Here is a 15846-nt window from a genome sequence, read left to right on the forward strand (position 1 = left end):
GTCCCCAATAAGAAGAAGAAAAGACATAAAGCCGTCGGCTCACGAAAAGATCGGGCAATCCGCCCGCATACGAATAATCCGTGCTGAGAAAGCGGAAAAAAACGTTCCCGGTTGCAATTCCGAATAATTGTTCGGATATTTGCATTCGCAATAAATGAACATTCATTCATTATGGCAAAAAAAGTGGACCGGACCAAAATCGAACGGATCCGCGACGCTTCGGTCGAGGTCATCAGCGAGCACGGGATACTCGGCGGTTCGGTAGCGTCGATCGCCGAGCGGGCCGATGTTTCGGTAGGGTATTTGTACCGGCACTACCCGGGTAAGACCGAACTGATCAACGACTTGCTCGAAAACGCGCTGAACGCGATCACGGACCGGATCCGCGCGCTCATTCGCGAAACGGACGACATCGAGCGAATCGTCGGCGGCATCGTGGGCTTTCTGATCGAAAGCGCGGCCGACAATCCGGCCAAGCACAAGTTCCTGATCATGTTGCTGAACGACTTCTCGGTCGAGATCAAACCCGAAAGCCGGAAAAGAATCATAGAAATCGGCGAAGTGCTGCTCGAAACGGGACAAAAAAACCGTACGGTCCGGGGCGATATTTCGGTCAATGATTTGTATATTGCGCTGGTCGGAATCCCCATGCAGTACCTCGCCTCGCGGTACCGGTTCGACTTCGACAGCCGACCGTGCGACACGCAGGAACTGATCCGCAAAATCACCCGGGTATCGCTGAGCGCGATCCGATAAAGTAAAACGGTAATTACAGGACAATATGAAGCGATTAATCTTATGGTGGCTGGCGACTTGTACGGCGGCGGCCGTCACCGGGCAGCCGAAACAGGCTCTGACGTTCGATCAGGCGCTCGAAATGACGATGACCCGCAATCCCGAGCTCGAAGCCATCTCTTACGAGAAGGAAACCGCCGAAAAGGAACGCAAGGCCGCCTATGGGCTACGATTGCCCAAAGCATCCGTAACGGGCGCCTATATCTATATGGGCGATGACATGGCAATCGACATGAACGATCTGAAAGCTCCGGTCGGCGGCGTCTTGGAAGGGCTCGGCAACCTGCCGAACATTCCGCCGGCCATCCTGCAGCAGGCATCCTCTCTGCTGGCCAAGGATTGGTCGATGAAACTGCAGGACCGCAGTTTCGCCAACGTGGGCGCCAACATCACGTTGCCGCTTTATACGGGAGGAAAAATCAACGCGGCCAACAACGCGGCCAAGATCAAGATCGAGGAGGTAGCGGAGAAAGGAAACCAGACGCGCGGATCGCTCGTGTCGGAACTGACCGAACGCTATTACGGACTGGTTCTGGCCCTTCAGGTAGTCGAGGTGCGCCGTCAGGTACTCGAGGGAATGCAGCATCACCTGTCGGACGCCAAAGCGCTCGAAGCCAACGGTATCATCGCCAAGGGCGAGCGTCTCTACGCCGAAGTCCATACGGCCGAAGCCGAGCGCGAGCTGCTCAAGGCCCAGAAAACGGTCGAAACGCTTTACAGCGCATTGTCCAACACGCTGGGCGGCGACGAATCGACATACATACCCGCCACTTCGATGTTCATTCTGAGCGATATAGAGAACGTAAGCTATTTCAAAGATTTAGCCAAACAGCACAGCCCGCTGCTCAAGCAGGTCGGATATAAGAAACAGCTGGCAACGGAGAACATGCGGCTCCAGCGGGCCGATTTCGCACCGCAGGTGGCCCTGACCGGCATGGCGGCCTTTTATAATTATCAAGTTTCGCCGATCATACCCAAGTGGGCCGTCGGAGCCGGCGTATCGCTGAAGATCTTCGACGGGCTCAACCGCGAATACAAGTTCAGCGCGGCCAAGTCCCAGATCCGTCAGGTCGAAGCCGTCGGACATCAGGCCGAGAGCGACATCCTGACCCTGATCGACAAGCTCTACAACGAGATGGTCACCTATTCGCAGCAGCTGCCTTCGGTCAACGCATCCGGCCGGTTCGCCGAGGAATACCTGCGAATCAAGGAAGAGGCGTTCAAGGAAGGAGCCGCCCCGTCGTCGGACGTCGTGGACGCGCGGCTCAATCTGGCCAAAATCCGCATCGAACGGCTTCAGGCGGCCTATTACTACGACATGATGCTCGCACGCCTGCTCGAAGCTTGCGGCCAAAGCGAGCTTTTCCCCGATTACGGCAAGCGGGCCGCAGCCATGCCGATCCGCTACGAACACGATTTTTAAACCCGATTCTTAACGAAAAACATAATATTCGATCATATGAAAAAAAGCAATGTCATCGGACTGACCGTCGGCATCGTCGTTACGATCGTCGCCGTCTCGCTGATCAGTTGGTTCGCCATTCGTCCCGTACCGACGCTCATTCAGGGCGAGGTCGAGGCTACGGACATCAAAATCTCGTCGAAGCTGGCGGGCCGTATCGAGCAAATGGACGTACAGGAAGGCGAGCGCGTCAAGAAAGGCCAGCTGCTGTTCGTACTGAGCACGCCCGAAGCGGAAGCCAAGCTCCAACAGGCCGAAGCCGCGCGCATGGCGGCCAGCGCTCAAAGCACGAAGGCCCGTAAGGGAGCGCGCGTGCAGGAGATCGAAGGCGCGATGAACATATGGAAAAAGGCCGAGGCAGGACTGGAACTGGCGCGCAAAAGCTACGAACGAGTCAAAAACCTGTACGAATCGGGCGTAGTACCCGAACAGAAATACGATGAAGCCGCCGCCAACCTCAAGGCGATGGAAACGACCGCAGCGGCAGCGAAAGCTCAGTACGACATGGCTATCGAGGGAGCCCGCAGGGAAGACCGCGAAGCGGCCGAAGCACTGGTCAAGCAAGCGTCGGGAGCCGTCTCGGAAGTCGAGTCGTACATCAGCGACGCGATGCAATACTCGCCGATCGACGGCGAGATTTCTACGGTCATCGCCCAGCAGGGCGAGCTGATCAGCGCAGGCTACCCGGTCGTCACGCTGCTCGACATGAACGACTTGTGGGTGACTTTCAACATCAAGGAAGACCTGTTGCCGAAAATCAAGATCGGCAGCGTACTGCAGGCTTACGTACCGGGCATCGGCCGGACGATCGAACTGAAGGTCTATTACATGGCCGTGCAGGCCGAATACGCGACTTGGTCCGCCACCCGAACCAAAGGCGACTTCGATATCCGCACGTTCGAGGTCAAGGCCCGCCCCGAGGGAAGAATCGAAGGGCTGCGGCCCGGCATGACCGTCACGGTAAACTGGGACGAAATCCGATAGACGGAGAATTCGGCCCGCCGACCCTCCGCACCGGAACCGAAACCCGGCCTTGCGGAAAGGTCGGATCGAGCGTCTGCACCGCCGGACGCATCGAGCCGAAAACTTAAACCGCTTGGAGTCATGAGTTATTTCAGAGCATTCCGCAACGCATTTGTCCGGGAACTGAGATCATTCGGCAGCCATAAGTTTTTCTACATGCTGTCGCTCGGACTGCCGATCCTGTCGTTCCTGTTCTTCATTCTGCTGTTCCAGACGGGCGTCCCCCGGGACATGCCGGTCGCCGTACTGGATCAGGATAACTCTCCGTTGTCACGCCGGCTGACCCGGATGATCGACGCGACCCCTTCGGCCCGGGTCGTCTACCAGATCACCGATATGAAGGAGGGAGAGCGAATGATGAAGCAGGGAAAAATCGACGCCATTATCCAGATTCCGAGCGGGCTGGAGAAAAACATATACAGCAACACGCAGGCCCGGGTCATGGCCTATATCAACGGCCTGAACCTGACGAAGAACGGATTGCTGAACAAGGATATTCTGACTGTCGCCACGACTTTTTCGTCCGGCATCCAGCTGCAGACGCTGATGAAAAAGGGATTGTCCGAAACGGAAGCCTACAACCAGATGATGCCGATCTATTTTGAAAAACACATCCTTTTCAATCCGTACACCAATTACAGCTATTATCTGCTGCCGAGCTTCCTCCCGCTGATGCTGATGCTCTTCGCTTTGCTCACGGCCGTCTTTACGATCGGAGTCGAGCTCAAGAACGGCACGGCCTCCGAATGGCTCGCCGCCTCCGGAGGCCACACGTCGGCCGCTCTGGCAGGCAAGCTGGCGCCATACACGGTCATTTTCTTCGTGCTATGCTTGCTAATGGACACACTGCTGTTCAAATACGTCGGCGTGCCGCTCAACGGCAGCGTTTCCATGCTGCTCGTGAGCGGGCTGTTTTTCGTACTGGCCTCGCAGGGCATAGGCGCGTTCATCGTTATCCTGCTTAGCAATCTGCGTCTGGGACTGTCGATCGGAGGAGGATACTCGGTGCTTTCGTTCACGTTCTCGGGCCTGACGTTTCCCTTTTTGGCCATGGATTTGCCGGTACGGATCGTCGGATACCTTTTTCCCATGACCTACTATATGGACCTGTTCATCGATCAGGGCATGCGCGGAGCGCCGACAGCCGATTCGGCAATCTATCTGGTCGGTCTGGCCGCTTTTCTGCTGCTGCCGTGGACGGTGATCCTGCGCCTGAGAAAAATCTGTACGGAAGAAAAATACTGGGGAAGACTATGATCATGAAGACAAACCGGTTCCGTTCCAAATTCAGGGAATTTTCGAGTATTCTGCGAAACGAATACCGCCATATATTCCGCGACGCGGGCGTCATACTGATCGTCATAGGAGCTATTTTCATCTACTCCACGGCCTATTCGCTGGCCTATAAGAACGAAGTGCTGCGCAACGTTCCGGTAGCCGTCGTCGACAACAGTCATACGGCCCAGAGCCGTCAACTCGTCAGAGCGCTCGATGCCACGCCGAACCTGCGCGTCGCATACAAGTCTTCGAGTCTCGAAGAGGCCAAGCGGCTGTTCCACGAGCGGAAAATCAACGGCATCATCGTCATTCCTTCCGACTACGAGAAAAAAATCATGCGCAACGAGCGGGTCAACATCTCGATTTACGCCGACGCCAGCTATTTTCTGATGTACAGACAAGTCTTTTTCGACGTGATGGGCAGCGTGCTCTACTCGAACAGCCAGATCGAGTGGGTCCGCTTCGTGGCGAAAGGCGCACAGCCCGGTCAGGCCGCGGCGCTGAGCAATCCGGTCCAGACAACGATCGAGAACATGTACAATCCTTACGGCGGATATGCCACGTTCATCATGCCAGCGATCCTGATCGTCATCATACAACAGACGCTGCTCATCGGCATCGGCATGGTCGGAGGCACATGGCGCGAGCGAGGACTCTACAAAACGCTGATTCCGCGGGGGGAAAAGAGACTCTCGGTCATTCCGATCGTCTTAGGCAAATCGACAGCCTACCTCTCGATCTACTGCGCGACGCTGCTCTACGTCATGGGGTTCCACTACAAGGTTTTCGGGTATCCGTCGAACGGAGCGGCCGGCGACGTCGTACTGTTTCTGATTCCCTACCTGCTGTCGTGCACGTTTCTGGGAATCGCGCTCTCGTCCCTGTTCAGGCGGCGCGAAAATTCCCTGTTGTTGCTGCTCTTCACATCCATACCGTTTCTGATGCTCAGCGGCGCGTCGATTCCGCAGGAGTCGATGCCGCAATGGCTTTTCCAACTCGGCAGGATCATACCGAGCAGCAGCGGCGTAGACGGATTCATCCGCATTCGGACGATGGGCGCGACGCTGAGCGAAGTAAGCGTTCAGTTCTGGACCTTGTGGATTTTGTCGGGACTCTACTTCATACTGGCCTGCCTGGGCATGCGCGGCGTACTGCTCCGGGTCGAAAAGGGGAAATAGGCACGAACGAAATCATACGAACCGAAAAAGACCAACCGAATAAGCAATGAAAATAAAGACAGGACTGGCCGCTTTCGGCCTGTCGGGGCAGATATTCCACGCCCCGTTCATCGAGGCTCATCCCGATTTCGAGCTGACGGCTGTCGCCGAACGGAGCAAGAAAAGCGCGCAGGCGACATATCCCGACGTCGAATCGGTCGATTCGTTCGAGGAATTGCTGCGTTGCGACGTCGAACTGATCGTCGTCAACACGCCCGACGCAACCCATTATCCGCTGTGCCGGGCCGCCTTGGAAGCCGGGAAACACGTAATCGTCGAAAAACCGTTCGTCACGACGATTCGTGAAGCGAAAGAACTAATCGAGATAGCCGACCGGAAAGGCCTCATGCTCATCACATACCAAAACCGACGATGGGACGGAGATTTCCTGACTCTCCAGCAGATCGTCCGGCAAGGCTCGCTGGGCAGGCTCGTCGAGATACAGTCCTCTTTCCAACGATACCGCCCCCGACTCGGACAATCCGCATGGAAAGAGACACCGGGCGCCACCCGCGTCGGAATCACGTATAACCTGTGCTCCCACTTGTGCGATCAGATCGTCGCGCTGCTGGGCAAGCCCGAGGGAGTGTGGGCAACGCTCGACCGGCAACGCGACGGCAGCCGGATTGACGACTACAGCCTCATCGTGCTCGAATATCCGGGCATACGCGCACAATTACGGGCAGGCATGCTCGTCCGCGAACCCGGTCCGAGATTTGCCGTCTACGGCACGGACGGAGCCTACGTCAAATACGGCCTCGATCCCCAAGAAGATGCCCTGAGGCACAGAGGCGCGAAGCCCGCTCCCGGCGACTGGTGCACGGAAGACCCTTCGAAGTGGGGAGTGCTTCACGACGAGCACGGCCGACGCGCTTATCCGACCGTAACGGGCAACTACATGCGCTTCTACGACCGGGTCCGCGATACGCTGCGCGAGGGGAAGGCTCCGGCCATTACGCATGAGCAAATGCTGTGGGACATGCAGATCCTCGAAGCGGCGTTCGAAAGCGACCGGACAGGGAGCACGATCCGCTTATAAGACAAAGGCAGAAGCAAGGACGGACCGCCCGACATCCGCCCGGAGCAGAACAACCGAGCAACCATTTTAAAAGATCGAATTATGAAAAGCAAATTCCTCGAAGACTTCAAGAAATTCGCCATGCGCGGCAATGTGGTGGACATGGCCGTCGGTATCATTATCGGCGGCGCGTTCGGCAAAATCGTTTCGTCGCTGGTGGCCGACGTCATCATGCCTCCGATCGGACTGCTGATCGGGGGAGTCAATTTCACCGACCTCAAGATCACCCTTGAAAAAGCGGTTCTCTCGCCGGGAGGCGAGGTCGTAAAGCCGGCCGTCTCGATCAACTACGGCAACTTTCTGCAGACCACGCTGGACTTTCTGATCATCTCGTTCTCGATCTTCCTGCTGATCCGCCTGTTGAGCAAATTGCAAGAGAAAAAGAAAGAGGAAGCGCCCGCACCGGCAGCTCCCCCCGCCGACGTGCAGTTGCTGACCGAGATCCGCGATCTGCTTAAGAACAAACAGGATAAGTAGCAGCGCGGGGAACATCCGCGAAACCAGTATCCCTGCCTTGCGATGCGGTCGTCGCTCGGCTTCTGGACGGCAAAGCGGGAAACGGAACGACCGGCCTTACCCCATGACAGGGCCGGAGGGGTTGTATGCATTTTGCACATCCATTCCAATCAACATAAGCCAGAATGACCCACATAGAAACGGACCGGCTGATCCTACGGCAATTTACGGAGGAAGACGTGGGCGCCCTGTTCTCCCTCCTGAACGATAAGGAAGTGAATAGGTTCCTGCCCATGTTCCCGCTAAGGGACATAGAAGAAGCGGAAGCGTATCTGCGGAACAGATACATCGCAAACAGCCCGGAACAGCGAGGCTTCGATTACGCGCTCTGTCTCAAAGAAGATAACGTTCCCATCGGCTATGTCCACGTAAGCGGAGACGACAGCCATGACTTGGACCAGCTCAATCTCGACGGATGCGAAGACAGGATTTATAGAAAATACTGGGACCGATACCCCCATTTCATAGAACCGGAGCCATAAAAAAAACGTCGCAAGCGTGCAATAAGGGGAAGCATCCATCTCTTTGACTGCCGTCCGAATGGCAAATCGCCGAAATAGAATACGCGCCGGACAGAATGTCCGGCGCGTATCTCGAACGGTGTGCACGACGTGCAGCGCTACATCGGAGGACGTCCGCCCGGCGGCGGCCCCGGAGGGCCTCCTCGTCTGTGTCCGCCCGGCAACGAATCGCCGTCGGGTATATTGAATTTCTTTTTGCCGTTACCGGTAAAAACGCGCAAGTTATATACGAAATTCAGGCTCACGTAACGCCCCAGCACATTGGAAGTGACGTTCTCGATATAGTTTTCGGTCACGTTCCGGGAAAACCCCTTGTTGCGATCCAGCAAGTCGTAAACCCGGACGCTGACCTCGCCGCGCTGGTTCCGGAACAGCTTCTTGCCGATCGAAGCGTTGATCAGCAGGAACTCTTCGGTAAACTTATCCGTCACGCCCCGATACTTGGAATAGCTGCCGTCCGCCTGCAACGTGAAGCCGGCCCATGCGACCCACTTCACCCGGGCCGTTCCGACGCCGTTGAAATACTCGTTGCTGTTGGCCGAATGCGTAATATTGTAGGAAGCCCGGTACGAAACGGTGAAATCGAATTTCTCGCTGATATTGCTGCCCACGACGATTCCGCCGGAATAGGAGGTCGTATTGGTCTTGCTGCGTACCAGATTGGAGATAGTCGGCAGCGAAGTATATCCCACTCCCAAGTTGAAATTCACATTGCTGGCCAGCCACTTGACAGGAAGTCCGTAATCCACCGCTCCCCGTACGTTCCAATAGCCGTTCAGGTTGACCGGGCGGGAATACTGAGCTCCCTGATCGAGCACGACCACCGTCTCGCCCGCATCGTTCTTCACCTCATAACCGGGACGGTCGGCCCGCTCGATCGAGTTGGCAATGTAGTTCGACCGGGCATTCCCCCAGAGCATGGCCACGAAAGTCCGTCCCTTGGTCACGTTCGTATTCGTATAACGCAGGTGCAGCATATGATTGTAGACCGGACGAAGCGACGGATTGCCCTGCGATACGAACAGCGGATTCGACACATCGAGCACATCCTGCAACTGACTGACCGACGGATTGCTCGTATAGCTTCTCAGCATCGTCCGCAGCGAATTGGTCCGTGAAAATTTGTAATCCAACATAGCCATATAGACGAGATTGTCGAACCCCGCCGACATATTCGACCGCGAAACCGTCGGGAAAACCTGATCTCCGGTCAGCGTAGCATGCTGATAATCGATATTGGTCACGAACATCGCCTTTTCGCTACGGTAGCGGAAACCGGGCCCGGCCCGGTGGGTCAGATAACCGCTGTTATAGGTATTCGACAGACTGTCCAAAAACAGGTAATCGGGCAATTCGTACGAACGCTTGTCGCGGTCGGAATAGTTGTACGACAGGCTATAGTTCAGCAACAGCTGAGCGCGGTCGCTCACAGGCTCGGAATAAGACAACCGGCCGCTCAGATTGTATCCGCTCGAATAGTTGGCGATATATTGGTCGAGTCGGGACGTCGAGTCGGGATCGAAATAGCGCGTCAGCGAATAGCGATCGTTGTCTTGATCGTTTTTCGACAGACCGCCCTGAAACGAGGCAACCAGCACACGGCCGGGCCGACCGCCGAAACGGTGCATCCAGATCAGACTGCCCGACAGGTTGTAGCCGGCAGACCGATTGCTGGAAAGGCTTTTCAGAAAGTTCAGGATCGTCCCTTCGACACCGGCCCCCCCCGCCAGTGTCGCCGACGTATCGCTGCTCGACACGTCGTGGGTCTGGAAGCGAAGCGTCGGACGGAACATCAGCGTATTGTTCGAGTCGATCTTGTACTCGATGCGCGCGTTGAGCCGATGATTGAAGTTGCGGGTACGGGAAACGCCTATATCGTGATATTGTTGCCCGATGAAATAATCGCGGTCCGTCAGCGCCTCGGTCGTATTGTCCGACGAGTTGAAAAAATAGCTCGCGCTCAGTTTCAGTTTCTCCCGCCATTCGTTCGAGTAGTTCACTCCGACCGACCGGACGGTCGATATGCCGCGTTGATTGCCGATCAGGAAATTACCGGCACCCCGTCCGCCGCCTCCGCCGTTCATCACGCCGAGCAGGTCGTCGATAGCGAAATTCTGCTGGTTGACGTTATTGACCATCCCGAGAAACGTGAGCCGCCGGGAACCTTTGAAAAGGCTCAGGTTCAGTCCCACGTTGTACAAGTCGTCGAACCCGTAGCTGGCTGCGAATTTGCCGAACTTGGCCCGGTCGACCCCGTCTCTGGTAACGATATTGATCGCCTTGTAATCCTCGCCGTCGTCGACGCCGCTGAATTCGGCCTGATCGCTTTTCTTGTCGAACACCTCGATCTTATCGATCACCTCGGCAGGTAGATTCTTGATCGCGGTAGTAACGTCATCGCCGAAAAATTCCTTGCCGTCGATAAGCACTTTCTTCACCTCTTCACCGTGCGCTTCGACCGTTCCTCCGTCGACCTTGATGCCCGGCATCTTGGCCAGCAGTTCGTCGGTACTGGCATCCTGCGTCACCTTGTAAGACCCGGCGTTATAGACGACCGTATCGCCCTTCTGGGTCGTGCGCATCGCTACCGCCTCCACGACGGTCTCGCCCAACTGCTTCACGTCGGGCTGCATCGCAAGCCGACCGAGCTGCACCTGTTTTTTGTCGATCTTCACCGACGCGGCATAGGGCTTCATCCCCAGATAGGTCACTTTCAGCAGGTAATCCCCGAAAGCGAGAGCCGGAAGCGAGAATTGTCCCGAAACCGCCGTCGTGGCATACTTCTTCTGGTCGGGCTTGTCGGCAGGCGCACACTCCACGACAGCCCCGATCACAGGCTCGCCCGTCGACCCGTCGACCAGCTGCCCCGAAACGACGCCCGAGCCCTTGGACTGAGCGAGCGACGGATAGGGCAGGGCCCACGCCCAAAGCGACACGACACAACATATCAACGATACTCTGAATTTCATAACTTATTTTCCGTGACAATTTAACCGACTGCAAAGAAAGCCCATTTTCCTTTCCATTCGCCTTTCGCGCCGGTAAAACGGAAAATATAGCGGGTGAACCGCCGCAGGAAGCCGCTCGGGGAAGGACCGGAGAGCGAAAAACCGGGTCGTCGGCCCAATGAACGGAAAAGACACCGCCTCGGCACCTCCCCTGCATTCTCAAGGATAAACGATAGGATTACTCTTGCTTCCTATACGTTGCCCGTTTTCATCTACATCTCCGAAAAGATAACGTTTCAGATAATTGCTGTCCCGCTCCAACTCTTCCATAGTATACACAGATAAAGTATCCGGATCGAATACGTAAACGGCGAATGAATCTCTCAGAGTACGAGCCATCTGTCGTGCAGCAACTGTATACGACCTCATTTGTCCGGGTTTCACCAACTGGAAATAGGGATATACCTCCGGCCACCGGGTCGATACATTCAAATATTTTCCCTCCCATTTCAGACTGACACAAAATCGAATATTTTTGTCTGAATTGTTCTGGAGTTCCCAGAAATACTCTTCACCAGCCCATGGCCTCTCGCAACCAAAAGTACTGACGCCTAAAAAAAGGCATGTTCCCAATACATAACGGATAAATTTCATAAACGACACAAAATAAATCAGACCAATAAATTATCGAAGCGCATATTCTCCGGACTTCCGCAGACGTCCCAACCCGAACTATACCCCTTCCAAGAACCAACGCTTGAACTCGGGCACGCGCGCCTTGCTGATCACGATCCGCTCGGGAGTCTTGACGCACAGATTCAACGTCAGGCGGCTGCCGAACCAGACCGACAGATCGGCGATCGCCCGGCGCGATACGATGAACTGCCGGTTGGCACGGTAGAAATCGGCCGCAGGAAGCTGTCCCATCAGCGTATCCAAAGACCTGTCCACCGGCAGCGTTCTTCCGTCGAGGGTCGCTACCGAAACCCGCTCGTCCGAAGTATGGAAATAGGCGATCTCTTCGGGCGTCAGCGGCACCAGCTTGTCGCGGAACGGGATCAAAAAACCGCGCGAACGCGAAGTCACGAAGCGGTTCGTCTGCTCGACATACTCGGCCACCTGCGGCGCCGACAGTCTGCGAAGCTTGTCGAACGCCCGGCGAAGCTCCTCTTTCTTGATCGGTTTGAGAATGTAGTCGATGCTGTTGACCTTGAAAGCATCGAGCGCATAACGGTCGTACGCGGTCGTGAAAACGATCGGGCATTCGATGTCTATCTGCTCGAAAATCTTGAAAGCCTGTCCGTCCGCCAGATGAATATCCATAAAAATCAGATCGGGCAGGGGATTGTCCTTTACCCAGCGGACCGTTTCGACGACCGTCTCGATCACGGCCTCGATACGGATCGAAGGATCGATCTGGAGCAGCAGGGCTTTCAGGTTGGTGGCAGCCGCCGTCTCGTCTTCGACAATCAGGACATTCATGCTTTCTCGGTATTAAGTGTTTAATGGGAAAGATTTCGCCGTTGCTCCTCGATTCCGTCGAGCACGAAACGGACATTGATCTGTTTCTCGAGCAGATCCTGCGGAACATAGAAATAGTGATTCGACGACTCGTATCCGATAACCGGATCGGCCTTCACCAACGGCAGCAACTCTCGGGCATGAGCGGCCTCCGACTCGGCGGCCCGACGCATACGCTCCAAGCAGAGGAGCTTTTCGTCCCGATCGGACGATGCGAGAAAACGGTCTCGTTCCATCGTGAAACGAGCCTGAGCAGCCGAGGAGGCACAGTGAATACGGACCGCTTCGGCACGCCCCAGCTCACGTTTCAGGGCGAGTCGCTTTTTCCCCGACGCGAGCGCAACGGCCGAACGCAGCGCCTCGCATCCGCATGCGAATCCTTCGGCCACTTTTTCCATCTGCCTGACAAACGTCTCGGCAGGATACACCGAGCGCCAATCGTCCAGCGCATCGTAGGGAATTCCCACCATGCTGGCCCGATAACCCGTCGGCTCGAGATAGAGCGGATTGGCCGGTCCCATATGCTGGGGGCCGCTGTAAAGCGTCAGACCGTGATAAGGGAACTGTTCGAACGCATCCGAGAAAGCTTTCCACGCCCTTCTCACTTCGGGTGCGGCCCGCTTCCCGTAATACTTTTCGGCCAATTGCCTCAAGGCTGCCTCGCTGTCGCCGTCCCCGTGCGACTGAAACAGTTCCAGATTGGCAGACGGATAGCCGCCCAGACTCCAACTGAGCATCACGCCGTCCGTCGAAGCGGCGGCCAGATTGCCGGCATGACGGGCCACCAAATCCAGCACGGGCAGAGCTGGAACCACGGCCATTTCCCACGAAGCATTGACTTGGACCTTGGCGACCGTCTTCAATCCGGCCTCTTTCGCATAGCGCCAATGGGCCATTGCCCTCGGCCCCGGCCCGACAGCCGACAGCGAATACTCGCCCACGGCCGAGGCGACTCCGCCACGCTCGATCGGCAACGCCCACTCGCTGACCGACATCAGCCAGCACGATTTCGGAAGGCGGCGGATGATCTCGCGAGCCTGCGAGTCGTCCCATCCCCAATCCCAAACCAGCACCCGCGCTTCCGGATTGCCGGCGAGAACCCCCTCGGAAATCGCCGTATTGACTTCGGCGATCAGCTCGGCATAGGAACGCCCCGCACAGCGACTGCATCCCGCACGGTTTCCGTGCGAAACGCAGTTGGTCAGATTTTCGGAAGCCGTGATCGAAAAAACGCCCGCAAGTCCGGGGACCTGCCGGAACACGCTCTCCAACGAACGGCTCAGCCAGCTTCTGACCTCCGGCAACGACGTGCATAAAGTCCTCAGATCGCCTTCGGCCGTGCCGGAAAGAGATCTTCGCCGGGCATCGGCCTCGAAAAACGAACCGGGCATCGCACGAGGCTCGTTCACATACAAATATACTCCTATGCCGTATCTGGCAGCCCGCTCGACGAGCCGGCGCAACCCCTCGATGCGCCGCGAGGCATCGTCGGCCCCCGGAAAAATACCGTCAGGCTCCACCAGCGTCCGCAGCACCGAATGAATCCATATGCCGTTGATCCCTTTTTCCGACAAACGCTGCAAAAGCCCCTCCGGATAGGACGACAGATCGGGATCGGTCAGCGGATCGCCGTATGCGGCAAAATAGGAAAAGATCAGACGCAGGTCGAACCGCTCCTCCGGACTTTCCGTCTCCGTCCGTCCGGCCCGCTTCACGGGCCGGGGCCGCCGGAACTCCTCGATGAACGAGAAACGCGGTTCTTCCCGGGCAAAAGCTTCTCGGCCGAACGTCCCCAAAAGCGAATCGATGCGGGCCGCTCCTCGCATCGCCCGCTCGTCAGGAGCCCGATAACGCAACGGCTCGCAAGCGGGCTTGACATTGCCCAGCTTGACAAACAGAAAGTCGTCCTCGATCAGCCGCCATGCCAATTCCTCGCGCGTCAGTCCCAGCAGGGTAAGCAACTGATCGTACGGCAACAGATGCCAGTTCCTGCGCAGCACGGTGATATAGCCCCTCGCATCGCTCCAGTACGGTTCGATTCCGCGCTGCGGACGCAGTCCCATCGAAGCGGCCAGCCTGTTCACGTTCTCCTCGCTCGTTGCAAGCACCTCGGCCAAACGTGCAGCCGGAACCAACGTCCAGTTCCGCCAGACAAAAGCATGCTGCCGATCCGGGAAATAGGGATACTCGACGGCAGGAAGCGTTCCTCCCTCTCCAGGCAAAGAAAAGGACTCGGATGCCGCTCCGGCGCACGGACAGGACAAAAGAAAACCGCACAACAGGAAAGTCAATCGTTTTATCGACATATCGTTCAATATCGTTTAAGGTTTCACCAATGGAAGCTCTACCCGAAACAGCTCATTCTCCCTGACGACCCGTATATCGCGGGAAATCAGCAGCCGGTAGCGCGAGGAGAGGTTCTTCAACCCGATTCCGGTCCCCGGAGGCGTATCGATTTTCGGAATAACGGGATTGGAAACCGTGAGCATACCGCCTTCGGTACGGATTGCGATGCGCAACGGCCGGGCAAGCGTAATACTGTTATGCTTGACGGCGTTCTCCACAAGCGGCTGCAACGACAACACGGGCAGGCGCCAGTTGCGGTACCGCTCGTCTATACTCATATCGCAGAACAGCTTGTTCTGGTAACGGATCGTCAGCAGATAAAGGTAGGCCTCGATAAAGTCGAGCTCCTCCGAAAGGGTGGCCAGCTCGCTGCGACCCGAACGCAGCATGTAGCGGAACGTGTCGGCCAGCCGGTCGATATAGAGCTGGGCATTCTCGTTCTGCCCCTCGCGCACGAGCATCGACAGCGAATTGAGCGAATTGAACAGGAAGTGCGGACTGATCTGATTGGCCAGCATATTGTACTGCGTCTGCAGATTCTCGTTTTTGAGGCGTTCGTTCTCGATCGTAATATGCTGTTTCTGGTAGAGCAACTCGAATATCTTTCCGTACAGGACCGATACGACCAGCATGAACGAGGCTTTCATGACCAGAAACGGATTGTAAAGACGCCCTGCGGAAAGCTGAACATACCATTCGCCGGACCGGTTCAGACCCGGAACGAGCAGATAAAAAATGACGGTCGCCGCCACGCTCAGCAAAATCTTGCGCACCAGAGAAAAACGACGGACCGTATTGAGCGACACGACGGCCCACGACGCGACGAAAAAATAGACGACCTGCACGACGACGTAGTCGGTCCGGATCGGCGGGCGGCGCCCCCGGGGATCCGCTCCGATCAGAAAGAACGAAAAATTCACGAGCAGCGTCAGCGCGAGCGCGAGCAGCACGTTGATAACCACAATTCTGTAGCGGACCGGCTTCATGCCGTAACGGATCATGCGTTTCATATCGGACTTTTCTGCTTACGGCCGACGTTTCGTCTTTACGGTTCCGGAAAACGTAGATGCCGCCCGGGCCGACCCGCCCTCCCGCCTCGCATATGCGCTCCGAAGGCGAGCAGGCATCTTCTGCCACCGTT

12 protein-coding genes are annotated in these 15846 nt (G+C 56.5%); 8 read left to right on the plus strand and 4 right to left on the minus strand.

Annotated elements, in window-relative coordinates; translation table 11 throughout:
- Nucleotides 1-171: 171 nt before the first annotated feature.
- The 8 genes from NQ491_RS01910 (at nucleotide 172) to NQ491_RS01945 (ending at nucleotide 7851) form a co-directional block, all read left to right on the plus strand.
- The gene (locus NQ491_RS01910; protein WP_019245038.1) at nucleotides 172-756 is read left to right on the plus strand and encodes a TetR/AcrR family transcriptional regulator; all 585 of its coding nucleotides are present in this window, start codon (nucleotides 172-174) and stop codon (nucleotides 754-756) included.
- A gap of 25 nt (nucleotides 757-781) precedes the next feature.
- Nucleotides 782-2218 carry a TolC family protein gene (locus NQ491_RS01915; RefSeq protein WP_019245037.1) on the plus strand — a complete coding sequence of 479 codons (1437 nt, stop codon included), beginning with the start codon at nucleotides 782-784 and terminating at the stop codon, nucleotides 2216-2218.
- Nucleotides 2219-2254: 36 nt separating this feature from the next.
- The gene (locus tag NQ491_RS01920; RefSeq protein ID WP_019245036.1) at nucleotides 2255-3241 is read left to right on the plus strand and encodes an HlyD family secretion protein; all 987 of its coding nucleotides are present in this window, start codon (nucleotides 2255-2257) and stop codon (nucleotides 3239-3241) included.
- 120 nt (nucleotides 3242-3361) lie between these two features.
- Entirely contained in the window at nucleotides 3362-4537 is a 1176-nt protein-coding gene (locus NQ491_RS01925) for an ABC transporter permease (RefSeq protein WP_019245035.1), read from the plus strand.
- Nucleotides 4534-5736 carry an ABC transporter permease gene (locus tag NQ491_RS01930; RefSeq protein ID WP_019245034.1) on the plus strand — a complete coding sequence of 401 codons (1203 nt, stop codon included), beginning with the start codon at nucleotides 4534-4536 and terminating at the stop codon, nucleotides 5734-5736. Before NQ491_RS01925 ends, NQ491_RS01930 begins: the two co-directional genes overlap by 4 nt.
- Nucleotides 5737-5782: 46 nt before the next feature.
- Nucleotides 5783-6814: a Gfo/Idh/MocA family oxidoreductase gene (locus NQ491_RS01935; RefSeq protein ID WP_019245033.1), complete on the plus strand. Its 1032-nt coding sequence runs from the start codon at nucleotides 5783-5785 to the stop codon at nucleotides 6812-6814.
- 78 nt (nucleotides 6815-6892) lie between these two features.
- Nucleotides 6893-7330, plus strand: a complete 438-nt coding sequence (mscL, locus tag NQ491_RS01940) for a large-conductance mechanosensitive channel protein MscL (protein WP_026089511.1) — start codon at nucleotides 6893-6895, stop codon at nucleotides 7328-7330.
- Nucleotides 7331-7494: 164 nt separating this feature from the next.
- A complete protein-coding gene (locus tag NQ491_RS01945; protein WP_019245031.1) occupies nucleotides 7495-7851 on the plus strand; it encodes a GNAT family N-acetyltransferase in 357 nt (118 codons plus the stop codon).
- Nucleotides 7852-7988: 137 nt separating this feature from the next.
- Here the strand turns inward: NQ491_RS01945 and NQ491_RS01950 are convergent, their stop codons facing one another.
- The 4 genes from NQ491_RS01950 to NQ491_RS01965 form a co-directional block, all read right to left on the minus strand.
- A complete protein-coding gene (locus tag NQ491_RS01950) occupies nucleotides 7989-10859 on the minus strand; it encodes an outer membrane beta-barrel protein (protein WP_074431104.1) in 2871 nt (956 codons plus the stop codon).
- Between the two features lie 711 nt (nucleotides 10860-11570).
- Nucleotides 11571-12320: a LytR/AlgR family response regulator transcription factor gene (locus NQ491_RS01955; protein WP_019245029.1), complete on the minus strand. Its 750-nt coding sequence runs from the start codon at nucleotides 12318-12320 to the stop codon at nucleotides 11571-11573.
- A gap of 20 nt (nucleotides 12321-12340) precedes the next feature.
- The gene (locus tag NQ491_RS01960) at nucleotides 12341-14581 is read right to left on the minus strand and encodes a hypothetical protein (protein WP_147524857.1); all 2241 of its coding nucleotides are present in this window, start codon (nucleotides 14579-14581) and stop codon (nucleotides 12341-12343) included.
- Between the two features lie 99 nt (nucleotides 14582-14680).
- A complete protein-coding gene (locus NQ491_RS01965) occupies nucleotides 14681-15715 on the minus strand; it encodes a sensor histidine kinase (RefSeq protein ID WP_019245027.1) in 1035 nt (344 codons plus the stop codon).
- Between the last annotated feature and the right edge of the window lie 131 nt (nucleotides 15716-15846).

This window comes from Alistipes ihumii AP11, assembly GCF_025144665.1.
Lineage (GTDB): Bacteria > Bacteroidota > Bacteroidia > Bacteroidales > Rikenellaceae > Alistipes_A > Alistipes_A ihumii.

Coding starts and splice junctions, on each gene's coding strand:
- NQ491_RS01915 (WP_019245037.1), top strand. CDS start 782: ATGAAGCGATTAATCTTATGGTGGCTGGCGACTTGTACGGCGGCGGCC.
- NQ491_RS01930 (WP_019245034.1), top strand. CDS start 4,534: ATGATCATGAAGACAAACCGGTTCCGTTCCAAATTCAGGGAATTTTCG.
- NQ491_RS01920 (WP_019245036.1), top strand. CDS start 2,255: ATGAAAAAAAGCAATGTCATCGGACTGACCGTCGGCATCGTCGTTACG.
- NQ491_RS01935 (WP_019245033.1), top strand. CDS start 5,783: ATGAAAATAAAGACAGGACTGGCCGCTTTCGGCCTGTCGGGGCAGATA.
- NQ491_RS01965 (WP_019245027.1), bottom strand. CDS start 15,715: ATGAAACGCATGATCCGTTACGGCATGAAGCCGGTCCGCTACAGAATT.
- NQ491_RS01945 (WP_019245031.1), top strand. CDS start 7,495: ATGACCCACATAGAAACGGACCGGCTGATCCTACGGCAATTTACGGAG.
- NQ491_RS01910 (WP_019245038.1), top strand. CDS start 172: ATGGCAAAAAAAGTGGACCGGACCAAAATCGAACGGATCCGCGACGCT.
- NQ491_RS01955 (WP_019245029.1), bottom strand. CDS start 12,320: ATGAATGTCCTGATTGTCGAAGACGAGACGGCGGCTGCCACCAACCTG.
- NQ491_RS01925 (WP_019245035.1), top strand. CDS start 3,362: ATGAGTTATTTCAGAGCATTCCGCAACGCATTTGTCCGGGAACTGAGA.
- NQ491_RS01950 (WP_074431104.1), bottom strand. CDS start 10,859: ATGAAATTCAGAGTATCGTTGATATGTTGTGTCGTGTCGCTTTGGGCG.